The organism is Candidatus Anaplasma sp. TIGMIC (assembly GCF_028204095.1).
Lineage (GTDB): Bacteria > Pseudomonadota > Alphaproteobacteria > Rickettsiales > Anaplasmataceae > Anaplasma.
In genome coordinates this window covers 1-26,516 of record NZ_JAQLOH010000015.1, presented here as the reverse complement: position 1 = coordinate 26,516, position 26,516 = coordinate 1, and the positions used below count along the sequence as shown (strand labels likewise).

At 46.3% G+C, this 26,516-nt stretch carries 22 protein-coding genes; 10 read left to right on the top strand and 12 right to left on the bottom strand.

Annotated elements, in window-relative coordinates:
* Positions 1-226 precede the first annotated feature (226 nt).
* Positions 227-1,018, top strand: coding sequence for an MBL fold metallo-hydrolase (locus PGW94_RS02520; RefSeq protein WP_271758318.1), 792 nt, complete (start codon positions 227-229; stop codon positions 1,016-1,018).
* Between the two features lie 16 nt (positions 1,019-1,034).
* Here PGW94_RS02520 and PGW94_RS02515 read toward each other — a convergent pair whose 3' ends face one another.
* Complete coding sequence (locus PGW94_RS02515) at positions 1,035-1,769, bottom strand: glutamine synthetase (protein WP_271758316.1); 735 nt, start codon at positions 1,767-1,769, stop codon at positions 1,035-1,037.
* Between the two features lie 70 nt (positions 1,770-1,839).
* Complete coding sequence (gene pstC / locus PGW94_RS02510) at positions 1,840-2,964, bottom strand: phosphate ABC transporter permease subunit PstC (RefSeq protein ID WP_271758315.1); 1,125 nt, start codon at positions 2,962-2,964, stop codon at positions 1,840-1,842.
* An 82-nt stretch (positions 2,965-3,046) separates the two neighbouring features.
* Between pstC and alaS the strand changes: the two genes are divergently transcribed.
* On the top strand, positions 3,047-5,698 hold the full coding sequence (gene alaS / locus PGW94_RS02505; RefSeq protein WP_271758313.1) for an alanine--tRNA ligase: 2,652 nt from the start codon (positions 3,047-3,049) through the stop codon (positions 5,696-5,698).
* A gap of 378 nt (positions 5,699-6,076) precedes the next feature.
* Here the strand turns inward: alaS and sucD are convergent, their stop codons facing one another.
* From sucD to PGW94_RS02475, 6 genes are all read right to left on the bottom strand, one after another.
* The gene (gene sucD / locus PGW94_RS02500) at positions 6,077-6,955 is read right to left on the bottom strand and encodes a succinate--CoA ligase subunit alpha (protein ID WP_271758311.1); all 879 of its coding nucleotides are present in this window, start codon (positions 6,953-6,955) and stop codon (positions 6,077-6,079) included.
* An 8-nt stretch (positions 6,956-6,963) separates the two neighbouring features.
* A complete protein-coding gene (gene sucC / locus PGW94_RS02495; protein ID WP_271758309.1) occupies positions 6,964-8,130 on the bottom strand; it encodes an ADP-forming succinate--CoA ligase subunit beta in 1,167 nt (388 codons plus the stop codon).
* An 83-nt stretch (positions 8,131-8,213) separates the two neighbouring features.
* The gene (gene rpsU / locus PGW94_RS02490) at positions 8,214-8,492 is read right to left on the bottom strand and encodes a 30S ribosomal protein S21 (RefSeq protein WP_271758307.1); all 279 of its coding nucleotides are present in this window, start codon (positions 8,490-8,492) and stop codon (positions 8,214-8,216) included.
* A gap of 114 nt (positions 8,493-8,606) precedes the next feature.
* Positions 8,607-9,617, bottom strand: coding sequence for a substrate-binding domain-containing protein (locus tag PGW94_RS02485; RefSeq protein WP_271758305.1), 1,011 nt, complete (start codon positions 9,615-9,617; stop codon positions 8,607-8,609).
* Between the two features lie 57 nt (positions 9,618-9,674).
* The gene (locus PGW94_RS02480; protein WP_271758303.1) at positions 9,675-10,310 is read right to left on the bottom strand and encodes an SCO family protein; all 636 of its coding nucleotides are present in this window, start codon (positions 10,308-10,310) and stop codon (positions 9,675-9,677) included.
* 165 nt (positions 10,311-10,475) lie between these two features.
* Positions 10,476-11,504: an NAD(P)H-dependent flavin oxidoreductase gene (locus PGW94_RS02475; RefSeq protein ID WP_271758301.1), complete on the bottom strand. Its 1,029-nt coding sequence runs from the start codon at positions 11,502-11,504 to the stop codon at positions 10,476-10,478.
* Between the two features lie 793 nt (positions 11,505-12,297).
* Between PGW94_RS02475 and PGW94_RS02470 the strand changes: the two genes are divergently transcribed.
* A complete protein-coding gene (locus PGW94_RS02470) occupies positions 12,298-13,923 on the top strand; it encodes an ABC transporter permease (RefSeq protein WP_410519522.1) in 1,626 nt (541 codons plus the stop codon).
* A 923-nt stretch (positions 13,924-14,846) separates the two neighbouring features.
* Here PGW94_RS02470 and PGW94_RS02465 read toward each other — a convergent pair.
* Entirely contained in the window at positions 14,847-16,388 is a 1,542-nt protein-coding gene (locus PGW94_RS02465; RefSeq protein ID WP_271758298.1) for an HlyD family type I secretion periplasmic adaptor subunit, read from the bottom strand.
* Between the two features lie 83 nt (positions 16,389-16,471).
* Positions 16,472-17,113 carry a COQ9 family protein gene (locus PGW94_RS02460; protein WP_271758296.1) on the bottom strand — a complete coding sequence of 214 codons (642 nt, stop codon included), beginning with the start codon at positions 17,111-17,113 and terminating at the stop codon, positions 16,472-16,474.
* 632 nt (positions 17,114-17,745) lie between these two features.
* Between PGW94_RS02460 and PGW94_RS02455 the strand changes: the two genes are divergently transcribed.
* A complete protein-coding gene (locus PGW94_RS02455; RefSeq protein WP_271758294.1) occupies positions 17,746-17,964 on the top strand; it encodes a hypothetical protein in 219 nt (72 codons plus the stop codon).
* 123 nt (positions 17,965-18,087) lie between these two features.
* Here PGW94_RS02455 and PGW94_RS02450 read toward each other — a convergent pair whose 3' ends face one another.
* Positions 18,088-19,434 carry a translocation protein TolB gene (locus tag PGW94_RS02450; RefSeq protein ID WP_271758292.1) on the bottom strand — a complete coding sequence of 449 codons (1,347 nt, stop codon included), beginning with the start codon at positions 19,432-19,434 and terminating at the stop codon, positions 18,088-18,090.
* Positions 19,406-21,037, bottom strand: a complete 1,632-nt coding sequence (locus PGW94_RS02445) for a ribonuclease J (RefSeq protein WP_271758290.1) — start codon at positions 21,035-21,037, stop codon at positions 19,406-19,408. The genes PGW94_RS02450 and PGW94_RS02445 overlap by 29 nt, the downstream gene beginning before the upstream one ends.
* A gap of 274 nt (positions 21,038-21,311) precedes the next feature.
* Between PGW94_RS02445 and PGW94_RS02440 the strand changes: the two genes are divergently transcribed.
* The 6 genes from PGW94_RS02440 (at position 21,312) to fusA (ending at position 26,454) form a co-directional block, all read left to right on the top strand.
* Positions 21,312-21,971 (top strand): hypothetical protein, encoded by a 660-nt coding sequence (locus tag PGW94_RS02440; RefSeq protein WP_271758288.1) that lies wholly within the window; start codon positions 21,312-21,314, stop codon positions 21,969-21,971.
* The gene (locus tag PGW94_RS02435; protein ID WP_271758286.1) at positions 21,950-22,141 is read left to right on the top strand and encodes a hypothetical protein; all 192 of its coding nucleotides are present in this window, start codon (positions 21,950-21,952) and stop codon (positions 22,139-22,141) included. The genes PGW94_RS02440 and PGW94_RS02435 overlap by 22 nt, the downstream gene beginning before the upstream one ends.
* Complete coding sequence (locus PGW94_RS02430; RefSeq protein ID WP_271758284.1) at positions 22,119-23,291, top strand: metallophosphoesterase; 1,173 nt, start codon at positions 22,119-22,121, stop codon at positions 23,289-23,291. The genes PGW94_RS02435 and PGW94_RS02430 overlap by 23 nt, the downstream gene beginning before the upstream one ends.
* Positions 23,292-23,471: 180 nt before the next feature.
* Positions 23,472-23,846: a 30S ribosomal protein S12 gene (rpsL, locus tag PGW94_RS02425; RefSeq protein ID WP_271758281.1), complete on the top strand. Its 375-nt coding sequence runs from the start codon at positions 23,472-23,474 to the stop codon at positions 23,844-23,846.
* Positions 23,847-23,863: 17 nt separating this feature from the next.
* The gene (rpsG, locus tag PGW94_RS02420; protein WP_271758279.1) at positions 23,864-24,346 is read left to right on the top strand and encodes a 30S ribosomal protein S7; all 483 of its coding nucleotides are present in this window, start codon (positions 23,864-23,866) and stop codon (positions 24,344-24,346) included.
* 80 nt (positions 24,347-24,426) lie between these two features.
* Complete coding sequence (gene fusA / locus PGW94_RS02415) at positions 24,427-26,454, top strand: elongation factor G (protein ID WP_410519521.1); 2,028 nt, start codon at positions 24,427-24,429, stop codon at positions 26,452-26,454.
* Positions 26,455-26,516: the final 62 nt, after the last annotated feature.

Genomic DNA, 26,516 nt, shown 5'->3' with positions numbered 1-26,516 from the left:
GGTCTAATGGGTCTAATGGGTCTAATGGGTCTAATGGGTCTAATGGGTCTAATGGGTCTAATGGTGGCGTTGTTTTCAGGTACGCACCTGGTTGCCCTGCGGGGCGGTATGTGGGTAATCGGTTTTTGATGAGAGAAGATAAATGCTGGTTGGTCCGAGTACTTATGCGTTATTGTGTTTGGGATGAGTGCAGCTATAGCGGCTATGGTGTGGAAGTGCGCAGGATATGAAAGTTACTATTTTGGGATGTGGACCTTCTGTTGGTGTACCATCGGTCGGGTGTGACTGCGCTGTTTGTAGATCGGGCCACGGGTACAATAAAAGGACAAGAACGTCAGCGCTGGTGGAAAAGGGGAGTACTAGAATTCTTATCGATGCCTCTCCGGATCTTCGTGAGCAAGCGCTAAGGCAGAATTTTCACTGCTTAGACGCGGTGCTTTTTTCGCACTGCCATGCAGATCACTCGGCGGGCATTTCCGAACTTCAAGCATTCGCTCCAAAAACGGGTCACAGTATACCGGTATATAGCGACTTTGGTACGCTAGCGCTGCTTGTGGCCAGTAACTCTTACCTTTTTATACCTAATAAGCCTGGCGCTCCATGGAAGAAGTGTCACTATTTAACTACCCAATCTGTCCGTCACAATGTGGTGTTCAACGTAGGTGAATTTGAGATTATTGCTATAAAACAGCATCATGGTGAGATAAGTAGCAACGGGTTTATTTTTGACGGGGCGGTTGCGTATTGCACTGATGTGAAAGCTTTCCCAAGTGCATCGTGGGAGCTACTAAAAAACAAGAGAATTCTAGTGCTAGGGTGTCTACGGTACCAAGAAGTGGGGGCTCACGCACATGTTGATCTCTGTGTAGAATGGATCAAAGAACTGAGGCCTGAAATTGCTATGCTGACCCACATGAGTCACGATATAGAGTACACGCAGCTAATGCAATATCTACAAGATCGGCTGCCGGGGCAGAAAGTTATAGTGGCGCATGACGGCCTGGAAATAGTGCTGTGATTCCTGATCTGTGAAGCTATAACTCCATAGGTACATGAAGTGCGATGGCTTCAGACAAGCTTAATGGAAGCCTTTCCAGCCCGTATTGGGTATCCGAAGCTATGCCAAAGGTCTTTGCAGGCGGAAGAAGCTTTTGTTCAAGGCCGCGTGCTATGCCAAAAAGTACAGCAGCTGTCGCATCTACGTAATTACAATCCGCTCCAGCGACTCGGTGTTCTATTCGACATTTTTCAGGTTCGAGCGTCGTATCAGGTATGCGTAATGTCGTGCTGCGGTTGTTACCACCCCAGCTGACAGTTGTCGGTGTGTGTATATCGTGGTGAGTATAGCGTAGGTATGATTGGACGTTAGGAGCGAAGAAGAGCATGTGCCTCTTTATGTGTGCGCACAGACCCCCAATGGAGTGCGTCAAGGTTTCGCTCATAGTTTTTCCGGGACGGTCAGTAAAGAACAGATTGGTGCCGTTTTTGTCCTGAAGATTCACGTGGATGTGAAATGCGCTTCCAGGCCTATCCAGATGAGGTTTGGCAGAAAAATCGAGCATACCATTAAAAGCAGCTGCAGTGTCCTGCATTCTTTTTACAACACACGTAAGATTGGTTAGTAATGCTGGTACATCCCTATCGGGCCCCATGCAAAGCTCATATTGCCCTACGCAACTTTCTGCATGGACACTGATATGTTTGGAGCCGTACTGCCCGTGCATAAGTGATTGCACCAATGGTTCAAGGTTTTCGCTAGAACACTTCACATAGAACTCCAGCTCAATGCCGACATATGGAAACACCTCAAAGTTTGAGTTGATATATGTTATGACGCGGTCAAGCATTCCGTAAGGGAGCTCTGGCTTTTCTTGTTATGTATGACGCAAGCAGATTGAGTATCCATGTTATGATAAACAACGTTAGCCCCAATGCATACGCCGAAGAGGTGTGGATGCTTTGAAAATTCTGATCACCAGTAAGTATTGTGGCGATTTGTACTGTTATTGTGGTAACAGAGTGTAGTGGATTAAACGTAAGATTCGCCGTTACGCCCGCGGCCATTAGCACGATCATGGTTTCGCCAATCACTCTAGATATAGACAAAATAACGTAACTACAAATGTCCGGCAGCGCATAAGGCAGGACAATATTCCATACGGTTTCCGCACGAGTTGCCCCCAGAGCCATGGAACCATACCTTAGTATTTTTGGCACAGATCGTAACGCATTTTCTATAAGCAGGGTAATGAACGGCAGTATCATTACTCCTATGGCTAAGCCCGCTACCAGAGCATTTTCTGACTGAGCATTGAGCCCACATAATTCGGCAAAACTTCTTATATTAGGCGACAGGAAGACAACGGCGAAGTAACCATAAACCACAGTTGGGATTCCACACAGGATTTCTAGTAAAGTGTTAAAAGAGTTACGCACTCTTTTGCTTGAGTATTCACTGACGTATATTGCCGAGAGCAGTCCCAGCGGTAGTGCTACTGTAACAGCAACTATGACTATTAGTAGCGTCCCACTCAACAGGGGTAATATACCGAAAGAACCCACCAATTTTCCGTTCACAATCTTAGAATCAGGGTTCCAAGTTGATCCGAAGATGAAATCCGAGAATGGCACTTCGGTGAAGAATAGTTTTGATTTGTATGCCAAACATATAGCAATCACTATTACCGTCATAAAGGACAGGGCTGTGGCTAATACCATAGCGTAACGCAAAACTCTGTACTGTTTATCCAGGTGTAGAACGGATACTAGTGCTATCGACACACACAGCACTGCAGCTGAGGGAATTGTACCGGTTCCAGTAGTTTGCAATATGAATCCTGCGGCAACCGCAATAGCGACGCCCACCGCAGTAGGTGTCAACAGAGCTCTGTGAAATGGTACCAGTCTATAGAGACAATACCCCACGGGCATCAATGCTAGAATTAAGGCCAGGGGAAGCATCATCTTGGGGCTAATTCTTGTTAGTCAACCTGTGACTAGTATGCTAATAATGTGGTGATTTGTACATCACTTTAAGTCTTTTCATATGAGTGTCAGGTCCGTAAATGGCATTAGAGGGTCATTTCTTAATTTTTTTACAAAACAAGGCCATACTTGTTTTCCTTCTGCGCCGCTTGTGGCCGAAGGTGATGCGTCACTACTCTTTACAAATGCCGGCATGGTTCCTTTCAAGCAAGCATTTGTCTCTGGCACCAGTGATGTGAAGACTGCCGTATCGAGTCAAAAATGCCTTAGAGCAGGAGGAAAGCACAACGATTTAGAGAATGTTGGATATACCAACAGACACCATACATTTTTTGAAATGCTAGGTAATTTCAGCTTTGGGGAGTACTTCAAGGATGTTGCAATAAAGCTGGCATGGGATTTTGTTATCAAGGAGCTGTGTCTCGATAAAAATAGACTCTGGATCACTGTGTATGTCGAAGATCAAGAAGCATACGACATATGGAAAAAAGTCACGGGATTTTCTGACAACAAGATAATAAGGATTCATACAGATGACAACTTCTGGAGCATGGGGGATACAGGGCCCTGCGGCCCATGTTCGGAAATCTTCTACGATTATGGTGAGGATGTTCAGGGTGGTTTACCGGGTACGGAGGGTAGTGACGGTGCCAGGTTTACGGAAATATGGAACCTTGTGTTCATGCAGTATTGCAGGGACAAAGATGGCAAGTTACATACGTTGCCCCGTAAGTGCATAGATACAGGCATGGGCCTGGAACGAATTGCAGCTGTGGTTCAAGGTGTATGCGACAACTATGATACTGACATGTTTCGTGCCATTATAGAGACATCCTGCAGAATTTTTGGGAATCCACAACATGCCGTAGCGCATCGTGTTATAGCGGACCATATCAGAGCTGCGACCTTTCTAATCGCTGAAGGTCTTGTGCCTGGTAATGAGGGAAGAAACTATGTTTTGCGCCGCATAATAAGGAGAGCTGTGCGCTACGCGTATCAGCTTGGTGGTAATAAGTTTTCGGTGCATGAGGTAGTTCCGGTGCTTACAAGGTCTGGTAGTCCGGGGTACATGGGCGAAGCGTATCCAGAGATAGTAGGTGCTGAGCAATTGATCATGTCCACGCTAAAACTTGAAGAAGAGGGGTTTGTTGATACTCTACGAAAGGGCACCGTCATTCTTGATAAGCATATTTCGGCCCTTGAGCGAGGTGACGTTCTGGCTGGTGAAATAGCGTTCAATCTCTACGACACGTATGGATTTCCTCTTGATATAACTTTAGATGTTGCCAGAGAGAAGGGGCTGAAGTTTGACGAACAAGGCTTTAATCAGTGCATGGCTGACCAAAAAGAGCGGTCCCGTAAGAACTGGGTGGGTTCTGGTGAGACGGCACTGCATGCAATTTTTGAGCAACAACTCTCAAAGTATGGATCCACCTATTTTGTTGGATATGATAACCACAGGATTAAAGCTGCGGTAAAAGAGATTGTGTACGCAGGCGAACTTGTGGATTCAATTGGAGTAGGGAAGCAAGCAACTGTAATCTTGGATGTGTCACCGTTTTATGCTGAATCTGGAGGACAAGAAGGCGATAGGGGATTTCTAACTGTTATTGACTCGTCGAGCAGTGCCAGCGTAGGGAGTGTAGTAGAGGTTAATAATACGAAGAAGGCGTTTAATAGACTTCATATGCATGAATGCGTTGTAAAATCCGGCACTCTGTGTAAAGGCGACATAATAGATGCTGTGGTGGATGAAAAGAGAAGGGCTAGGCTGAAGGCAAATCATTCAGCTACCCATATACTACACGATGTACTACGATCGTTCATAGGGGCTGGTCTTCAGCAAAAAGGGTCTCTGGTTGCAGAGGACAAGCTGCGCTTTGATTACAGCCATACTATGCCGCTAACGAAAGAACAGATCCAACTTGTGGAGCGCGAAGTAAATGACAGAATAATAGCTAATAGCCCCGTACTTATAAACTACTGCAGCCTTGATGCAGCGGTATCAGATGGAGCTGTGGCATTGTTTGGTGAAAAGTACAATAATCAAAACGTTAGGGTGGTCAGTATGGGTAGCTCAAAAGAGCTCTGTTGTGGCACCCATGTGAGGTACACCGGGGACATAGGGTCCTTTCGCATAGTGTCAGAGTCGGGTATAGCTTTAGGCGTACGCCGCATAGAGGCTATTACTGGACACTCAGTAGTTAGCAGTTTTCAGAAAGAAGGCGATTTACTACAGAATGTGTCGGAAAGTCTAGGTGTGCCGCCAACGCAAATTATGGAGCGGCTTACGAAGTTATTTCAAGAAAAGAAAGAACTAAGTAAAAAACTTGTGGATGTATGGAAGGCGCTTATCGCTTCGGGGGTGAGAAAAACAGAAATAAACCCGCAAGTCCATCTGTATACAGGTGAATTCAAAGATGTACCAATCGATGCGGTAGCGGAGTTTATACAGTGTTCTAAGGGGTCGCACACGATTTTTGCACTGTCTAGCATTACAGATAAGCGTGCTGTATACGTGATAAGTGTTGGGGAAATGCTGGCGAAAAAGTTAGGTGCCATAGACCTGGTCAAGGAACTTCACGCAGTGGGCGGTAAAGGTGGTGGTAACGCAAATATGGCTCGGGTCAGCTTACCAGATGAGAAGGTTAGGGAGGCAGAGGCCATTTTGGCTCAAAAGGCGTTCACAGCTTTTGGTAAGCAAGATATATAAAACGTTACATCGCTCTGTTACAGACTACAAACGCATTGAATGCGGGAAATCCAAGAGTGGACCAGCAGGAATATACGGTAGTTACGCAAGTTGGTAAAGTGTCTGCAGCGTGTGATAATATGCAGACTTCCCCTGTGCAGTATGGTTTAACTGTGTTCAGTCTGTATTTTCCGCATCACCTTAACCGCCTTACTATAGTTATTTGTTAGTGTTCTATAATATAGAATCGCCATTAAGCCGAAAAAGTGCTTGAAGAAGATCCAGTGCGCCACAGAACATATTCAACGATGACCGGGATATGTAGCAATGATCAGGGCAAAAACTCACCGTCACAAGTTAAGATACGCCTGCGAGCTTGCGGTCAGAGCTCACAACTTTTTAGTTGGATTTCATTACAGATAACACTGCTTCACCTATGACAGCAGGCGTATCGGCCACAACGACTCCAGCACGCTTCATGAAGTCAATCTTACCTTTCGCAGTTCCCGAACCACCAGAGGTTATAGCGCCGGCATGCCCCATACGCTTACCAGGAGGCGCAGTCTGCCCAGCTATGAATCCTACCACAGGCTTACTGTTGCCAGCAGACTGAAGATATTCGACAGCTTCCTCTTCTTCGGAGCCACCTATTTCACCTATCATTACAATGCAGTGCGTGTCACTATCGCGCATAAATAAATCCACGCAATCTGTAAACGTCATGCCATGTACAGGGTCGCCACCAATGCCTATACATGTGGACTGCCCCAGTCCCACGGCAGTAGTCTGAGCTACGGCTTCGTAAGTTAAAGTACCGGAACGAGATACCACACCTACATGTCCAGCGGCATGTATATACCCGGGCATTATTCCTATTTTACATTGATCAGGAGTAATTATTCCAGGGCAGTTTGGCCCGATTAGCCTGCTTTTGGTTCCCTTTAACGCGCGCTTGACCTTCACCATGTCCAACACCGGGATGCCTTCAGTTATACATACTATCAGCTCCATCTCTGCTTCAATCGCTTCGATTATTGCCGCAGCTGCATAGGGAGCAGGTACGTAAATAACAGTAGCATCAGCACTCGTAGCGGCTTTTGCTTGCGACACGGTGTCAAACACAGGCAAGCCCAGATGCATTGACCCACCCTTACCTGGCGTTACCCCACCGACCATTTTTGTCCCATAGGCAATGGCCTGTTCAGAGTGGAAAGTACCCTGCGCACCAGTATATCCCTGACATATTACCTTTGTTTCCTTACTAACCAGAACAGACATACTAGCTGCTACCCTCTCTTTGTGACCATACCAACGATGAAACGTGCTGCTTCATCTAAATTCTCCGCCGTGACAATGCTAAGTCCCGACGTCTCAAGCATTTTTTTCCCGATTTCGTAATTAGTACCGGACAAACGCACCACCAGCGGCACATTTACGCCAATTTCCTTAGTAGATTCGATGATTCCCGTAGCAATAACATCGCAGCGCATTATACCGCCAAATATATTCACCAAGATACCATCGACACCGCTTTGCAGAATAATCTTGAAAGCCTCTCTAACAGTGTCTTTACTGGCGCCACCACCTACATCCAAAAAATTGGCAGGCTCACCACCGTAGTACTTAACAATATCCATAGTAGCCATGGCAAGACCAGCGCCATTTACCATACATCCTATATTTCCGTCCATCTTGATGTAACTCAGAGAATGTTTTGCAGCCTCTATCTCTTCAGAACTATGCTCATGTGGATCACACAGTTTGGCCACGGCGGCTTGTCGATACAATCCGTTGTCGTCAAATGTCATCTTCGCATCCAAAGCCAGGAACTCCCCACTAGATGTTTCTACCAAAGGATTGATTTCAACTTGGTTTGCATCGGTAGAAACTAGTGCGGTATACAATTTGCGGGCTATGGATGTTATATTTTTCACTTGTGCGTTACTTAACGAGAACTGCGCACAAAGCTCACGCCCGTGAAAATCCAAAAACCCGTGCAAAGGATCAACGTGAACCACATTGACCATTTCGGGATGATCGCGCGCCACTTCCTCAATATCCATCCCACCTTCCGTGGAAAAGATAATACCTACCATTCCTACCTTACGGTCAACAATAGCACTTATGTAATACTCCCGAGCTATGTCAACGCCTTCTTCAAGGTAAACCGCTCGCACCATTTGCCCTGCGGCGCCAGTCTGCTGAGTTACGAGCATCGAACCAAGCATACCACGCACGTGCTCTTGCACCTCGGCGAGCGACTTGCCGATTTTCACGCCGCCTGCCTTTCCGCGTCCCCCCGCATGTATTTGAGCTTTTACCGCTACTACTCCGGAGCCAAGATCAGCTACAGCTTGTCCAACCTCCGACACCTCTCTAACCAATACGCCCCGCGGTACCCTAACATCAAAACTGCTTAGAATACTTTTGGCCTGAAACTCATGAACATTCACAGCTATCGCTCCTAACTAAATACCAAAATCAACAAGGGCACACCCAGACCCGTGGCAACACAGGCATAGGAGCACATACCTCACTACTCAGGACGCTGCTGCCCATCCACGGGTATCAACGGTCTTTGTATTTTAAAATGCTTTGCACTTACTTGGAATCTTCCGAACTGTGGCTCTGAAGGCGCGCCATGCAATTTCTTACGCCTTCTCTCGCAATCATCGCGTTTTCTAACTCGTTTTTCAGAAGGTTTCTCATGATGCACTATCTTCATTTGACGGGGCTTACCCTCCCTTTGAAGCTTCTTCTTCAGGGTGCGTATCCCCTGCTCGATGTCACCATGGTAGACAACAACCTCAACCAAACCAGACCTCTAAAGAATATAACGTACAAGCTCAGATGATAGCACAACAAACAACACGGTCAAACCTTTTCTCCACAACGCTGAGCACTGTTACGTGAACAGTAGCCCATAATGCTACTCAGCCATGAGCCGCTCTACACGACGTCTTGTTTCCGATAGTGTTCTATCATCCAGCGGTATAAAACCCAAATTTACAAGGTAGCCGTTTTGTCCAACAGATTCAGGACGCAGCACCTCCTTAACAAATTCTCGCAACCCTGCAGTCGACTCAAGGTGTTGCTTTTTCACATATATGTATATAGGACGCGACAGGACGTACTTGCCCGACGCTATTGTGTCGTACTCCGGGGCTACCCCGGCAATTTTATTGCCCTGTATTTCGTTTTGATTCTTTATGAGAAAGCTAAAGCTCAGTATCCCCAGTGCGTTGCTATTTTTCGATATCTTTTGTATTACTACGTTCTCGCTTGTGGCCACTTCAATGTACTTTCCGTCATTACGCATGTCGCCACATACGCTCTTTCTCTCCTCCACCTTGGGGTACTTATCAATAAATGCCTTAGAGCTGACACAGACTTCTCTAATTATGTAATCCACAAGTATGTCGTACGTTCCAGCATTTTTGTGCGGACCATAAACTTCGATTTCATGCTCCGGCAAATCCGACCTAACTTCAGACCACTTGTCATTTTTGTTAACCGCGATCTCTCCATACTCACTGTCCAGCTCATACTTACCCAGCGCGCTGTACAGATCCTTCAATCTGAAATCCAGAGTCTCTTTTTGCCTTGAGCTAGCAACCACTATTCCGTCATATCCCAGTTCAATCTCTATGACGTTTTTGACCCCATTAGCCTCGCAAAGAGAAAGCTCCGCATCTTTTATTTTACGGGATGACATTGCTATATCCGGCGTACCGGGCTTCGCTCCTCCACAGAACATGTTAAAGCCCATTCCGCTTCCAACTGATTCAATAACAGGCGTCCTGTAGGAGGAAAATCTACCAAACTCCTCCGCGACGGATGATATAAAGGGAAAGACCGAAGAAGAGCCCACAACTCTTATGTGGCTTGCCACTAACTCCCAAGGGGCAAACACGAACACAACAACAAAAAAGCGAACCACCCACGTCAACATGGCCCTACCATAGCTAGTCTAAGACTATATCACTATAATCACTAACTAAGAGTGAAGATACTTATTGATGAAAGCAAGGAGCTCATCACACTGGCTTTCATATTCATTGAAATCCGGAGTGAAATGCCCAACATAGCTGCCTTCAGGGCCTATAAGATACATGTATGCCGAATGATCAATGTCTCCCTTCTCAGCCCCAGGATTATTTACATATACCATATAATTGTTCACCACGCGCTGTATATCACTCTCAGACCCAGTAAGCATTTGTATCCTACTGTCGAAAGCTTTGTGGTACTCACTTAGCCGCTCTACAGTGTCGTTTTTCGGGTCAACAGTTATAAACACTACGTTCAACTTGTTAGCATTCTGACCCAACTTGTTTAAGAGCTGAGAAGCTATACCTAGCTCTGCTGGACAGACGTGCTTGCATGAAGAAAAGCCGAAAATTACCAACATGTGCTTACCGGCAAAATCTTTACTATCAACTATCTCTCCATCTTGATTCACGAGACCAGAGAATCCAGAGCGGATGACTTCGCGCTCCACCGTTGTCGATGTACTCACTATGTCCTTTTTATTCTCGCCGCTGAAGATACCCTTTTTGTTTATATAGGAATAGCCAAGGAATACGGTCGCCACCAGTAACAGTAGGTTAGATACAGTCTTAAAAATCTTCATTTATCAGGCCTCGTCCAACACTAAAAACTTCCAACGCCCACAAACCACAGCCCGCAGGGCACCCATAACTTAGCATTCAAGATATCTGAGGTCAAGTAAACCAAGAGCGTATTACGCAATGACGGCAGCTAAGCTGTCGTAGCACAACCGTTGCTGTTCCGAGTATTACGAATCCACTTTCTCATCGCGCGACAACAAATAGCTTTCAGCTTCTGATACCAAGTCATTTATTATTTGTTCTACGCTGCGGATACCGCTGATAAGCCCCACACTTTGACCAGCCATTAACGATCCGCCTTCAACATCTCCTTCTACCACAGCTTTACGCAATGACCCGGCCCAAAACTTCTCAATTTTTAGCTGACCTTCTTCCTTTGATACTTTTCCTTCACTGTAAAGTTCTATCACTTCGCGCTGTAACTCAAGGAAACGTGAGCTAGCAGCATTAGCAATAGCACGCACAGGTATTACTGGAAAGTCTGCACTAAGTTGCACCGAGGGCACAGCGTCTCTCGATGAGGACTTTATGAAGACCTCCTTAAAGTTTTTATGTGCCATGGATTCGCTCGCGCACACAAACAAAGTTCCTATCTGGCAGCCGCTAGCACCCATTTTCAAATAGCCACCTATCATGTCGCCAGTTCCAATACCGCCAGCAACAAAGATTGGTACGTCCCGCAACGCGGCGTTTCTTCTGAAGAATGGTAATATTTCTTGTGCGAGAACGGATGTGCTTACCGGGCCTATGTGCCCGCCTGCTTCCATTCCTTCGATGATTAAAGCATCAACACCAGTTCTGATCAGCCTTCTCGCAACTGATAGTGAGGGAGCAAAGCACATGCTGCGCCGCCCTGCGTCTTTAATCGTCGATATTACTCTGCCGTTAGGAATGCCACCAGCTAGTACTATGTGTGACACCCCAGTTTGTATACACACTTCCACCAGATTATCCAACTCGGGATGCATCACTATTAGATTCACCCCAAAAGGCAACTTTGTAAGCTGCTGGGTGCGTAGAATAGAAACTTTTAGTTCTTCGGTGGACATAGCTCCGCACGCTAAAACACCGAAGCCGCCGGCATTTGATATAGCTGAGACAAGGTTTGGTTCGGAGACCCAACTCATGGCACCCCCCATTATTGCAAACCTGCTTCCCAGGAAGTCCAGCCCTCTGCTCCATAACTGTGTTAGCACGCAACCATCTCCATTTCTACATTACACTTACTTCAGCATCGCAAATCGAAACACGACACACCCGTGTTTTGCTTTATACAGAGGCGTACACGCACCCTTCTTAAATATGTCGCAGGACTACAGCGGGACGTAGCCCGAATACAAGCGGTACGCAAGCGACACTATGTACTCCAGACTCACCAACTACGCAACACCCTTCCGCACTCAACACGACAAGACTTCAAACAGACAAAGCAACCCAGCTCCAACTCCTAAGCAAAACCCGGCACCAGATGCGGCTAAACGCACGGGATAGACAAAACAAGCCGATTTCTTAACAGGCTGCCTCGGAATTCACAACGGATTAATGACAGAATGCACAAGACCGTTACTACATACCAAAAAGCAAACCCAAGCAGCACATACGCAACTACTGCCTAAAAACACCCCGGAGCCTCAGCTAAGCGTCAAACATAGCAAGGATATACGCGAACCATACGACCGCAAACAAGCCAGTAGACAGGCGTTTATACCACACTGCTTTGTGCGTCCACAACAAAAATTTTGTAATAATCGTCTGTTCAATTCTTGCTCGCGTTTATATCATGGGTTGATATTATGGCCAGTATGAATGCAGTATAAGGTGTGGTTCATGGATGCGTAACGGCGAGGCGGTATTGCCATTGTGCCACAGCATTAGCGTCATTACACGGTTTCCGTCTCTATTCTCTATTGCAGGCAATTTTTAAGTGATAAGGCTAGCAATACGAACTATAATCTACGATTGAGTAATTGGGTTAACCACGTCTTCATGGTGTTGCTTAAATTCTCCAGGTATCTGTTTTTTATTGCGCTCGCAGTTCTCTTCGCATTGCCTATTTTTTCTCTTGTTATGGTATTTTTTACCGAAAGCAGGGGAGGAATGGGTCTACTCGCAACGTTATTACCAGAGTATACACTGAATACCATCATCTTGATGATAGGTTCGGGAGCAGTGGTGCTGTTTGTGGGTGTCATGAGTGCATGGTTTATTACCTATTATTCCTTCCCGGGGCGTCGAATATTTGAGGTCGCACTTTTTTTACCACTTTCAATACCTGGATATATTTCTGCATACGTATATGTGAACATGTTTGGGTACGCCGGTCCGGTACAAAGCTACTTAAGGGAAATTTTTGGCTGGGGGAAGGGCGACTACTACTTCCCTGACGTGAAAACTCTGTTTTTTTGTATACTTATCATGGGATTCAACCTGTATCCGTATGTGTACATGTTGGCCAGGACCGCATTTATCGCAGTGAGGAACAGTGTTGCTGTTGCAACTACACTTTGTTGCTCCAGGTACAAGATCTTAACATCTGTGGTCATTCCTGCCGTGTGGCCCTCCGTAGTTGCAGGAGTTTCTTTAGTGATTATGGAAGTTGTTGCGGATTTTGGCACCCCACAATTTCTCACTATAAACACCTTCACTACAGGAATATACAGACACTGGTTCCTTCTTCATGATAAGTATTCGGCCTGCATACTCGCTCTCATAGCGATTTCTTTTATATTTCTTCTCATGGTCATTGAAAAATGCTTGCGTAGGGAGGATGCGTCCTATGCATCAATAAAAATGAATGCAAACTACTGCTATAGATGGCACTTTACTAGTAAGTGGGTGATTGCGTTCATATATTTCATATGTGCATTTTCTGTGTTCTTGGGGTTCATACTGCCAGTTGCTCCGCTGGTGTACTGGACCATTGAGAGGATTCCTACAATAAACGTTGGTGAATTTTCTATGGTAGCGCTCAATAGCCTAGGTATCTCGTCTACTGCGGCTTTTATTGTAGTAACCATATCCATAATAATGGTTTGCTTTACAAGAGGTAAGGGCGGGCTAACATATGCGGTCAGGTTTGTCTCTATGGGATACGCAATTCCTAGCACTATCACCGCCGTGGGCATAGTAGTGCTTTTAGGTGAAGTATCCAAGTTTATGAGCAAGTACTTTTTTGATGTTGCTCTCATAGGGACGGTAGCAGGTTTGTTGTATTCGTACACATTTCGCTTTCTTGCTGCCTCTATAGGTCCTATAGAATCAGGTCTGAACAAAATTCCCAGAGAAGTGGATTGGTCTTCAAGACTTATGGGCCATGGTGCAATAGCTACGTGTATAAATGTGCATATTCCTATGTTGAAAAAAAGCATTCTTGTCGGCTTTTTGTTAGTCTTTATAGATTCGATCAAAGAGCTATCCGCGACATTGATCATAAGGCCCTTTAATTTTGAAACAATGGCCACTCGAATATATGAACTTGTAGGAGATGAAAGGCAGATGGACGCTGCCCCGTACGCACTGGCAATGGTAGCCATAGGTCTGGTATCTGTGGTAATCCTGTTGCAGATATTCCAGTACGATAAAGTGCGTGAGAACAGAATAAACGAGTACCGGTAGATTCCACAGTTTTGAGCATCTTTTGTGTGTTGCGTATTTGAATGAGAAAGGGTGCATGTGTGTAGTGGTCAGTTTAGTATGACGACGTGCGAGTAGGGCTGTATGTAAACAGAGTGGGATTGGGTACAGAGAAATTCTATCTTGCGTGACTAGCGTTGATTAATGTTATGCCAGGCAATATTCTCGGCACTGTTTGTGATTCTCAACGGTACTTAATATTGGACATTTTGCCCAGCGAGAACATGAGTGATGTTTGTGCGAAATGATCTCCTTGCTGCGTTACGTATACTGCACGCTGAACGAAAGGTTGGCCATGTGTGCGCTAGTCAGAAATAGTGAGTGACTGTGGTATGAATTTGCATCATGTTGGTCCGGTATATTTGGATGCTACAAGGACGAGATGAATTCGTTCGAAATTGCTACATGCTAAACAACACCCCGCCTAATAGCGCAAGAAGAGTATAAATGTGAAACGGCTGGTAATGGGAAAAAGATACCTTTTATCTGCTGCTATACCGTAGCCCTCGGGCAAGCGGCACTCAACAGGAACGCACTTTTGATAGATTGTTTCTGCGTATAACTTAAAGCGAATTCTTAGTTCGAGCACGGTTCCCCTAAGCAACGAGGTGCATGAGATGCTGCGGTAGATAACGATATGCCTTCTCAATGCCTAATAAAACAAGGTGAGTTGAACAGATACCAGGATTTACGAGCCGTAGAGCTTTTGTACTGTGTAAGCAGCACATTGGTACTATGCAAAATCAGGTGTACTCACAATCCGTGCCTAAGGATACAAGGCTGCTGCCTAATATGAATACAGCTCTGGTCCTTATGCCGACGTTTGTGTTACCGTGAGACAGTTTCAAGCACCTAAAGCCACCGCGTCATATCGTGCCAGGGACACTTTGGGCACCTGCAGACTATCACCTTTCGTTAAATGCCTTTTCGAAAGTACTAGTGATGGGAGTCAGAAGGTACTCCAGTAGCGTACGCGACCGTGTAACAACAAAAACCTCAGCTGGCATACCGTGATGTAATTTTAGATTTTTAAATCTTCCGGCACGCGATGATTTTGGAATCACAACACGCAGTGCATAATGGCGCATTCCGTTTACGGGGTCTGTAAGAGCATCGGCAGACACATGAATGACTATCCCGTTGACTAGACCAAACTTGCGAATGTTGAACGCGCTTAGTCTCACCTTTGCTTTCAATCCTTTGTACTCTCCGCTAGTCACCAAGTTCTCTTCTACAGCTTGTGCAGACAATATCTCTTCTATATTTTTTGTCGGTATTTTTGCATCTATAATTAGATCATCATCTAAGGGCACAACTTCCATTATTATGCCTCCAGGAGGTATAACGCCACCCTCTGTGTGATACTTCAGCCCTGTTACTATACCGTTCTGTGGAGACCTTATGACGGTACGCTGCAGGACATCTTCTGAAGCCCTGAGTCTCTCCCGGAGGTCCGTTATCAAGGCTGTAATTTCTTTTAACTCTGTATTTGCTCTGTCCACGACAGTGTTGGTGATGTTCATAATCTCTAGCTTATTCTCACCAATCCTTTGTAGAGTACTCGCAATGGTAGCCCGGATTTGGCCAAGCTTTCCTTCAGCATCAGCATGCGCACGCTCCAAATTAAGCAGGTAAGGTTTGCTGATATAACCTTCAGCTAGTAGACTCTTCTTTGCCTCAAGCTCCTCTCCTATGAGTTTATATTGCTTTTCTTCTGCTTCGAGTTGAGCTGCGAGGCCGGAGAGCTCCTGTCTCAGCTGTTTTATACGCTGCTTCAGTATCTGTACCTGGCCAGTAATACTGTTGTTCTGTGAGTAGAATAATTCCTGTTGGTTCGAGAGTACTTTGCTAACTACAGCAGGGTTCGACAGAGTATTGATTTCTTCTGGGAACAATATCGTAGTAGCTCCAGTTTTTAATGCCAATAAACGGGCTTCTGTTGCCAATGAAGCCAACAATTTTTCCTTTATTATTCCCAGCCCTGCTTGAGCTGCGGTGCTATTCAAGTAAACAAGGGGTTGCTCTTTGACAACCGTATCGCCCTCTTTGACAAGAATTTTACTAACTATACCTCCCTCTAGGTGTTGTACCACCTGCCTGTTAAGTGACGATACAACCTCGCCAACGCCAACAACTGCACCATCCAATGGTGCAAGTGCTGCCCAAAGACCAAAAAATCCGAAGAAACCAGCAACTGCAACCAATCCCACAAATAACGGTCCCCACGAAGCTTTTAAAGCGTCGTTGCCGCTCTTTTTCTTCACTTTTAATACCGATAAAACGATCTTGTCTATTATTGCAAGAGACCCTTCTACAAGTTTAGAATTGCCCTTATTCCCTTTTTTCTCTGCACTTAGAGAGCCATGTCCCAGTAGCGAAGGCAATGAAAAACCAACCTTAAGCGAACCGAGTGCCCGGGATAATTTATTGTACATAATGCTGAGCATGGAATAAACAGACCAGAACTAATAGCACGAAAAGATTACCGCAGATATTTATTTTTATATTGACGTCAATGTCAATTTTGAACCTATCTATCAAACCTCACGTTCAGTATGCCGAGGCTTTTTGACAGCAGAGACTGAAATCTGCCCTTCATTTTGTGAAAAGCAACCACGTTATCCACGCGTCTCCTCATGAAATCATAAGTTGCTGCGTAGTTATCAGATGTGTCTTCTACCATGTGCAGCATTGACATGATATACACCGTGGACAGAGTAATCCTCTTTGTATAGTAGCTAAAATCTGTTGAACTATCCTGCGCTAAGTGCCATATTTCATCTGCAATCTTGAATGCCATAGCGCCCGCGAAGCAGGTGTTTTTGGGCACTAAGCAGTAGGCAACGACTGCCTTCATTAAGAGCCGACACTCTGGCAAACCTGCGTGAAAGCCTACGCATTGATGCAATAGCCATAATATTTTATCTCTGACTCTGGGTATTTCCTCGCGGTTTTTATCGTTATATTCGGAAGATATGTGACATATAAGAGCGTTGTACATATGTTCAAGCACATCTCGAATGCCTCTTGGGAATTTGTACAAGCTATCTTCCAAGTGCAAGCGTGAGCAGGCTTCCAGCAGAGCCTCATCCGTTACGCCGTACGTGGGTATCAATGCTAACGTTTCATCGCATATTTTACCAAATTCTTCGTCGCAATCGTAGTTATCCATGGCCACGCTCCCCAGTACGACTCCAGATTCTGTATGTAGTAAACCTCGAGCATTGTATCATGTGCACCAAGGATGTTAAGTCGTTTTGTGGTGCCTGGGAGGACCCACCAAACTCATACTAGTAAGTACCATTTTAACTCTGTACGGAAGCCCAATGATTGCCTGTGGCAGGCTGTAAAATGGGATAACAGCCTTGTACTAGTGGATACTTATGTTTGAAAGTGCTCCACCAAAACACCAGCTATGATTTAATAAAGCCGGGCTCTGAGGCTTAGAAATAAGAACAGTTTGCTTTATGGTACACAACAGGCACTGTACGACACATAGGTAATACTACGCAATAATGCTGTCACATCGTGTGTTACGAACATTGCAGCTATACCCTATAGGCGCGATTGGCGCTACTATGAAGGCATGTAATATGCGGCATCGAACAGTGACCAAGTAGTTCATAAGTTTGGTACTACGGGTAATCCGTATGCGTACCTAAAAAGTGGTACATAAAATGTGAGCGGCGGTTATAGGTCTTTCCCGGCAATTAAGGAGCACTCACGCAATGTTGTGTGGAAGCAATCAAGCATTAGACAACATGTACGCTACGACAGTTTAAACGCGCTGTAGGAGGAAGATACATGCAATACGAGATCTATTGGCAGATCATGGCTCTTTACGGTAGCGACAGATCAAATGTATGTGCGGAAATAGAGCTAATGACTGCAGGTATACGCAGTAGACGCGCATTGTACACACATAGTTTCGCAGTAAGTTATTGCTCTTCAAGCAAAGGGGTACGGGCCAAGTATGCCATATGCGATGTGAAAGCACGAGAGATGAGAAATATCAAAACCTAACACCCCAGAGACAGGGACTCTTGTCACTTGAACAGGACATCCCAATTTGTGCAACGCAAAACAGGCTGCTTGGCGGCACAGGCTAGAAGCGTACAGAGAACATTAATATAAGCCGTGCAGCACCTAGCCTTGCGGCAACGTACTTGACCAATCTGCGTCAGAAGCATCACCCAAAGTTGGCAGGATCCTCCTGTGTGCGCCGGAAAGGTCGGTTACTACGAGACTGGAGCCACCGCTTTCGCCGTTGGGTACATTATCTCTATGTTTGGTGTAAAGTAACACCCGGCCATTTGATGCCCAAGCCGGAGCGTCGACAATACAATCTGTAGCAACAATTTTTTCCCTACTGCCGTCTGGTCTCATAACTCCGATGTTACAGCTATTTCCCTTGACCTTTATAAACGCTATTAAATCACCTCGGGGAGACCACACAGGCGATACGTACTTCCCCAATCCTGACGAACTTATCTTCTTTTGATTTTCCACACCTATACCCCTAGTGTAGAGCTGTGTTGAGCCGCTTCTATCAGAAGAGAAAACAATAGTTCTACCATCAGGTGAGTACGATGCTGACGCATTAGCGAACCCATCATCGGTGAGTTTTTGAATATTCCCATCAGTAATGTTAAACGACAGTATATTCGACTTACCTTCTACTGTGCTCGATAACAATATCTCATTGCTTGTAGGTGAAAATTCGAGCGACGAAATCTCTCCCTCCAAGTGTAACAGCATTGAGGATTCCTCTCTATCAAGATCGTGTAGCATGATTTCGCTACCATTTTCCCCTTGACGAGCGTAAATAACTTGCCTTTTGTCCGGTGAAAATCTCGGCAGACCCACCCACTTTTCTTTACTACCGGTTATGTAGGTACTATTTGCGCCGTCATGATCCATTACAGCAATACGCCGGACGCCATTATCCGATGCAACATATACGATTTTTGTGTCAAAATACCCAGTGTTGCCTGTAACCCTGCTGTATATCAAATCCGCTATAGAATGTGCAGCTTGTCGCCAATTACCTACACTGAAATGCAAAGACTTCGCATTCATTTGGCTTTTCGTAGCTACATCCCATACGAAAATCTTGAGATTTATTAGTCCGCTCTCCGCCTCTTTTACACTACCTGTAAGCAGGATATCGTGCTTGTTAGCAGTCCAAGCATCAGAGTCCGGCATCCCCTCAGGTAAAACGGAAAAGCCATCGGGTACCTCAACATGTACGCTAAACGAGCCCGTACTGTTCAGATCATTCAATATTACGCCCGAGCAATTACTGCCAATCTTGTTAGCCAGGTCAGTAACAGCATAAAGCGGCGCTAAGGAAACGCTGACGCTTCTTACAGGCCCCCTTCCCACACTCAGCCGCAGAGCAGCGCCGGCACCATGGCAGTAAAAGAGAAGTACAGCGAAAGCAAATATTACATAAACGCGAGCCTTACCACACATATTCCAGTTGCACTTCAACCAACGGCTTACCTTTTATCACGTTTTTCAAAAACCCAAACACTAAGTTTCGTATATAGCTTCGGACATTTTTAGGCCGTCTTTCCACAAGGCCAACACCTATCTTTCTCGCAACCTCACTCAGTAAAGCGCGATCCTCTGTACTATCGAGCGCACCGGGCGCTATGACTAGAGGCTCTCTGATCAACTCGTTCTCCCTATTCATCAGCAAGGTTACTATGACAATACCAGCATCTCTCATTATTCTACGAGCATTCATAACGCTGCTATCGGGATTCCTCATGAAGCTTCCATCTATCCCATATACACCACAGCTAACAGAGCCCACAGTTTTTCCCTGCACTAAGTCGACTACGTCTCCGGGAGATGATACCACGCATAGCTCTATGCCACACTCTTTTGCGAACTTTCTATGCTCATACATATGCATATATTCGCCGTGAACTGGTATGCATAACCGAGGCCTGGTGAGTGAGTATAGAGTACGAACATCGGCCCTAGACGGATGCCCGGAAACATGCACAGCATCAGTGAACTCAGTGACAACCTCAACGCCCATGCGCACAAGCTTGTTGAACACACGGAATATCCGCTTTTCGTTTCCCGGTATTATCTTAGAAGAGAAGACTACAGTGTCTCCAGCTTCCAAAAGGGCCGCAGGATGAGTTCCGTCAGCCAATCTAGCAGTTGCAGCCATGGGCTCACCCTGGCAGCCAGTACACAGGTACAATACTTTATTTCGTGGTAGATTCCTGGCCTCACGAGGGTTAAGAAAGTCAGCCACGCCATCAAGGTAACCGCAGACACCTGCGGCGTCAATTGCACGCTCTAGCGATCTTCCCAACGCCACAACGCTGCGCCCCGATTCTTTGGCCACTTTGCAAAGAGTACAAATTCTGGCTACATTCGACGCAAACAGCGATATAGCTACCCTTTCGCTACTTCCTCTTACGATATTCAGGATATTTTCGTACAGACTCCCCTCGGACCCTGAACTGCCCTCGGTGAATATATTTGTGGAATCGGAAACTACGGCAAGCAGCCCTTCATCGCCTAGACTTTTTAATTTGTCCACATCTGATAGAGCACCTATGACAGGATTGCTATCGAGCTTCCAGTCACCTGTGTGTAGGACGCTTCCCATGTCGGTGCGCACCGCTATGGAATGCATTTCAGGAATCGAGTGAGTCATGTTCACGAATTCCAAAGTGAATGGTCCCAGCTCCAGAGGCACTTCCGGATCCACTTCAATTACCGGTATCTCCATCGAAAACTGAGCTAGCTTCGACTTAAGAAATGATGCAGTAAACCTTGTGGCGTATACAGGACACCTTAGATCCTCCCAGAGGTAAGGAATCGCGCCTATATGGTCTTCGTGTGCATGCGTAAGAACAATTCCAAGCAGATCGTCGCGCCGATCACTGATGAAACCCACATCTGCCACCACAACGTCAACGCCAGGCATAACATCGCTGTCAGCAAAGCCTGCGCCTAAGTCGACCATTATCCACTTTCCATGTACGTGGTAAAGTGCCACATTCATACCTATCTTCCCCACGCCGCCGAGGGGGAGAAATAAAAAGCTACTACTATCCACGTCCATCGCAAAAAACAAACATCAACACAATACCTCCATAGGTAGCACAAATACCTATAATTTTAAAGGAAAAACGTAACAACTAAGGATCCAAGCTCGCCTGTATTCCCTTAATTTCCAGATCATTGGGTACGAGCCTTAATTATTTACCGTTGTGAGTTCAGTAAATGCTGTAACATCGCGAACAATCGTGTAGCCTTTAGTCATGGTATGAAAAGGGATTTTCAATGATTGCATGCTGCTTAGGAACTTCTGGACTTTCACGGGATAACGCCAATAGATGAGGCGAGATATACTGGCTCTGAAGCATCAGGTCAGGGCATTGTGCATGCTTGCTCATGCGGCGGGCGCGTGTATAGCGCTTCTACAAAGTCTTGGCGTACTTCAAGTTGCCTATGTAGGGGCTGTTGTATCCTTGATTTTAGTGTCAACTACGGCTCTGTGTGGTGTGTTACTATGTACGCAAAAGCGTGTGCAGGAGGTTTCAGCGGATTACAGGGGCATCATGAGCAAAGGCCAAAGGGCCGAGTACCTCGTGCCGGAAAAAGTTTATGGAAACGAAATTAAGGTCCTAATTAGCGTTGTACTGCGTGACACCGTGGCTGTAATTGCATCGCTTGGTTTGGTCCTAGCGCTATTTGGTGGGCTCTATGGAGCTGAGCAGCCGATACCAGTGGTGACAGTCGCATTGAGAGTAGCATGCGTATTTCTTATATTGAACTACGCGGTGGATGCTGCACTGAGGACTGCTTTTTTGGTTATGGGAGCGCACTCAGCATGCTCAAGGTGCACTGCATCACTGGGCGAACATGAACACAACTTGCTACGCAACGTATCAACAAGCTTGCATGCTTCGGGGACCGCCGATACACTTCTTGCGCGAGATTGGTGCGTTTGTGTATGCGTGTTGTTGCACTTGTGCAGCTTATTGCTTGGCTGATTTTCTCTACATGTGATGCAAAACTTCTGTTTACGTGGTCACAGATAATTGAAGGTAGCAATTTAAGCGTTAGGGCGGTGGTGTCTCCAGATGACGAGTGCCCTTTGCTTGATGTTGAATCAGTTGTCGTGGCGATGAGTGTGCGCGATGCCTGTTCCGGGGGTATTTGATGACAAGGTTTGTGAGGTTGTACTTCCTCCATCTTCCAGGAAGCGGGTCATGGAAATTAGAGGAAGGTCTGTTCCTGATTTACAGGGGCGTAGTGGGCTCATACCGCGACATGTAAAGGTGGCATTTATCGGCGATACCGGGTGCAGGGTTACGCAAACTCATCTGCAGAATTGCAAGTCGCGGAGTGAGTGGCCTTTGCGTGATGTCTTGCAGGGTGTAGCAGCTAGTGGCTCGGACTTTGTCGTGCATGTTGGTGACTACGTTTACCGGGAAGAGGAGTGTTCTGACGATAGTAAGTGTGACAAGGGAATATACGGCGATAAGTCAGCCACCTGGGCCATGGATTTACTCGAGCCCTTGCAGACTATCTCGGATAAACTCCCATTCGTTTTTGTGCGGGGAAACCATGAGGACTGTAGCAGGGCGCATAGTGGTTGGTTCAGATATATAGATGCGTTTCCTATGCCAGCTATAGGACAGAAGTGTGAAGATGTTACGTCTCCGTGGCTTATAAGCCTCAGCCGGTGGAATATGGGTGGCGATGAGTTTTATGTTATGGATTCCGCATCTACTCCCGACGAAGTTACGAAAGAGCATAATGTTGATATAGCACATTATAGGGAGATGTTCTCTTCTGGTTTCGGTGGAGTAGGAGAGGTATCTCGCCTGTGGCTTTTGACGCACAAGCCATTGTGGGCTTACTCAAGTAGAATGGGGAAGCCGTATTACGGCGATTTCTTCCAGGTTTTGGCTCTGGGGCCCGCAGTCATGCAGAGGTTTACTGGAGTGATTTCTGGTCATGTGCACGCAGGGCAGCTACTGCAGGTTAGCGTGCCTGATGGATCAGTGTTGTCAGATGGGGGCTCTGTGAGGCATCAAGCTAGCGGGCATATTATACAGGTGATTTCGGGCAATGCTGGCTCCAGCTTGTACAGTGTTGGTGATAATAGTTCGTTCGCAGTAGGCGGGTATACGGTTAGTGATGTGCGTTCTGTTTCAGGGTTTGGATTCTGCACTTTAACTATACCCCCCCCCTCCTACTACGAGCGGGTTATTTCGGTGATTGTTGGGCACAGAGTCAGTGTTCCCACTGTTACCTTACATAATGTCCGAGGTGAAGTTTTAGCTGAGTGTTCTGTGGAAAGGTAGCCGCGTGTGGGGCAAAGGGGTTACTGAAGAATTTTGCGGGCTACGCGTTGGGTGTGATAGTGAGTGAAAAAAAATCAGAATTGTATTGACTGGTGGTTACTATTCCCTTATAAGTGAAGCTGCTTTCGCTATCTCCGAGTCCGTGGGTAGCGCTTTTCATGGTGATTTTAGGTTTATTACATGCCCACGATTAATCAGCTGGTGCGACGCCCCAGAAAGCCTCGCGGGTCGGCTAATAAGGCTCCGGCTCTTCAACGCAATCCTCAAAAGAGGGCTGTGTGCGTGAAGGTTTATACTACCACGCCAAAAAAGCCTAACTCCGCTTTGCGGAAGGTAGCAAGGGTTAGGATAGCTGGCTATGGTAGTGAGGTCATTGCTTATATCCCTGGTGAGGGGCACAATTTGCAGGAGCACTCTGTGGTTCTCATAAGGGGTGGTCGTGTTAAGGACTTGCCGGGTGTTCGCTATCATATCGTGCGGGGTGCGTTGGATACCAAGGGTGTTCAGGGTCGCAAGAAGGCTCGCTCCAAGTACGGGGTAAAGCGTGGAAGCTAGTTTTTGTGTGGTAATGTATGTCGCGTCGTAGAAAGGTTGTCAGGAGGGCTATAGCTACCGAGGGGTGTTTGGGTAGTGTTCTCTTAGCTCGGTTCGTGAATGTTGTTATGCGCCAGGGCAAAAAGGCTTTGGCGGAGAAGATCGTTTTTGGCGCCCTGAAGATGGCGGAGTCTCGCTACGCTGGTGAGAGTGGGATCGCTATATTCAATACAGCGGTTGCTAACGTCATGCCTAAGATGGAAGTCCGCTCCAGGAGAGTGGGGGGTGTTACGTATCAAATCCCTGTTGAGGTGAGAGAGGATCGGTCTATCTCTTTAGCGTTGCGCTGGGTCGTTAAGGCGGCGCGGGCAAGTAGGAAGCGTACTAATAAGACTTACATGAGTTGTTTGTGCCATGAGCTCTTGGAGGCGTATAACAAGAGAGGGGGCGCGTGCAAGATAAAGGAAGAGAAGTACAGGATGGCCGAGGCTAATAAGGCATTTTCTCATTTTAGATTTTAGCGAGTTTATCGTATTCTTATAAAGGAGTGTGGGGGGTGAGTAGTAAGGGTGATTTGTCTAGGTGTAGAAATATAGGGATAATGGCGCACATAGACGCCGGTAAGACTACCACAACGGAGCGCATACTTTTTTACACAGGGAAACAGAATAGAATAGGTGAGGTCCATGAAGGGGCCGCGTCTATGGACTGGATGGAGCAGGAAAAGGAAAGGGGAATTACCATTACGTCTGCTGCCACCACGTGTTTTTGGGATGGGTGCAGGATCAATATTATAGACACGCCTGGTCACGTAGATTTCACAGTAGAAGTTGAGAGGTCTTTGCGGGTCCTTGATGGGGCGGTAGCCGTGTTTGATGGTGTTGCGGGGGTGGAACCTCAGTCTGAGACTGTTTGGCGTCAAGCGGATAGGTATGATGTTCCCCGTATCTGTTTTGTAAACAAAATGGATAGGGTAGGCGCAGATTTCTATTCCTGTGTCGATATGATCGTGGACAGGCTGGGTGCAGTTCCTTTGGTGATGCAGCTCCCTATAGGTGTTGATAAGAGCTTCGTCGGGGTAGTGGACCTTGTTGAGATGCGGTCGATAACCTGGGAAGAAGATTCTCTTGGTGCTAAGTTTAACTACGGTGATATTCCCAGCAGTATGCTCGAAGAGGCAAATAAGTATAGGTCTCGTTTGGTCGAAACTGCAGTGGAAATGAATGATGAAGCGATGGGTATGTACCTTGATGGTAAGGAGATATCTGTGCCATTGTTAAAGAGCTGCATAAGAGCTGGCGTTATCCGCTCTGCTTTTGTTCCTGTATTGTGTGGTTCGGCATTTAAGAATAAGGGGGTGCAGCCGCTGCTGGATGCGGTTGTTGACTATTTGCCCGCTCCTACCGATATACCTACTATTGAGGGAACCAGTGTCAAGGATCCCGATAGTGTAGTTAAGATAGCGACTTCGGAAAATGGTAAGTTCGTTGCTTTGGCCTTTAAGGTCATGGTGGATAGGTTTGTCGGTAGCTTGACTTTCGTTAGGGTATATTCAGGAAAGTTGACTGGTAAGTCTACTGTTCTTAATTCTGGCAAGGGTGATGTGGAGTCTGTTGGTAGAATTCTGCTCATGCATGCCAATAATAGGGAAGATATAACTGAAATAAGAGCGGGGGATATAGCGGCCCTGGCGGGTCTTAAGAAGACCACTACAGGTGACACATTATGTGACCCTAGTTTTCCCGTGGTGTTGGAAAAGATGGATTTCCCCGAATCGGTTATGGAGATTGCTATTGAGCCAGTGTCAACTGCAGATCAAGAAAAGATGGGTATGGCATTAAGTAGGCTAGTTGCTGAAGATCCTTCGCTTAAGGTCTTTGTAAATGGTGAGAGTGGCCAAACCATACTTAAGGGTATGGGAGAGTTGCATCTTGAGATTATCGTTGACCGTATGAAGAGGGAGTTTGGAGTTGAGGCTTCAGTTGGCGCTCCGCAGGTTGCGTATAGGGAGACTATAACGAAGGCTGCTGAGATTGAGTATGTGCATAAGAAACAGACTGGTGGTGCAGGTCAGTTCGCGAAGGTGAATATTTTGTTTGAGCCATTGCCGCCGGGTTCTGGTTTCGAGTTCGAGAATAAAATAACTTGTGGTGCAATCCCGAAGGAATATATTCCTGGTGTGCAGAGTGGGCTAGAGTTGATTAAGGAGACGGGTATCATTGCTGGATATCCGGTGATAGATTTTAAGGCTACGCTCTTTGATGGTGCTTTTCACGAAGTTGACTCGAGCCCGTTAGCGTTCGAGTTGGCGGCGAAGGGGGCTTTTCGGGAAATGGCAAACAAGGCTGCTCCCGTATTGCTTGAGCCGATTATGCGCGTAGAGATAATTACTCCTGATGAGTATATGGGTGATGTCATTGGAGATGTGAATAGCAGGAGAGGCAAGGTGGCGGAAATGCAGGATCGTCACAATGCAAAATTGATCACTGCGTATATTCCCCTTGGTAGTATGTTTGGATACGTTAAGGATTTGCGTTCTATGTCTCAGGGTAGGGCTCAGTACAGTATGTATTTTGCTCGTTATGAGAGGGTTCCGGAGAACGTTGTTGTGAGTGATTTGAAGAAGTAGGTATTGTTATGACAGAAGGAAGGAAGCCGCATATAAACGTGGGAACGATAGGGCACGTAGAT

Excerpts from the sequence above, each read along its gene's own strand:
- PGW94_RS02520 (WP_271758318.1), top strand. The coding sequence starts at position 227 with ATGAAAGTTACTATTTTGGGATGTGGACCTTCTGTTGGTGTACCATCG.
- pstC (WP_271758315.1), bottom strand. The coding sequence starts at position 2,964 with ATGATGCTTCCCCTGGCCTTAATTCTAGCATTGATGCCCGTGGGGTAT.
- alaS (WP_271758313.1), top strand. The coding sequence starts at position 3,047 with ATGAGTGTCAGGTCCGTAAATGGCATTAGAGGGTCATTTCTTAATTTT.
- sucD (WP_271758311.1), bottom strand. The coding sequence starts at position 6,955 with ATGTCTGTTCTGGTTAGTAAGGAAACAAAGGTAATATGTCAGGGATAT.
- PGW94_RS02480 (WP_271758303.1), bottom strand. The coding sequence starts at position 10,310 with ATGAAGATTTTTAAGACTGTATCTAACCTACTGTTACTGGTGGCGACC.
- PGW94_RS02465 (WP_271758298.1), bottom strand. The coding sequence starts at position 16,388 with ATGCTCAGCATTATGTACAATAAATTATCCCGGGCACTCGGTTCGCTT.
- PGW94_RS02460 (WP_271758296.1), bottom strand. The coding sequence starts at position 17,113 with ATGGATAACTACGATTGCGACGAAGAATTTGGTAAAATATGCGATGAA.
- PGW94_RS02455 (WP_271758294.1), top strand. The coding sequence starts at position 17,746 with ATGCAATACGAGATCTATTGGCAGATCATGGCTCTTTACGGTAGCGAC.
- PGW94_RS02445 (WP_271758290.1), bottom strand. The coding sequence starts at position 21,037 with ATGGACGTGGATAGTAGTAGCTTTTTATTTCTCCCCCTCGGCGGCGTG.
- PGW94_RS02440 (WP_271758288.1), top strand. The coding sequence starts at position 21,312 with ATGAGGCGAGATATACTGGCTCTGAAGCATCAGGTCAGGGCATTGTGC.
- PGW94_RS02430 (WP_271758284.1), top strand. The coding sequence starts at position 22,119 with ATGCCTGTTCCGGGGGTATTTGATGACAAGGTTTGTGAGGTTGTACTT.
- rpsL (WP_271758281.1), top strand. The coding sequence starts at position 23,472 with ATGCCCACGATTAATCAGCTGGTGCGACGCCCCAGAAAGCCTCGCGGG.
- rpsG (WP_271758279.1), top strand. The coding sequence starts at position 23,864 with ATGTCGCGTCGTAGAAAGGTTGTCAGGAGGGCTATAGCTACCGAGGGG.
- fusA (WP_410519521.1), top strand. The coding sequence starts at position 24,427 with ATGGCGCACATAGACGCCGGTAAGACTACCACAACGGAGCGCATACTT.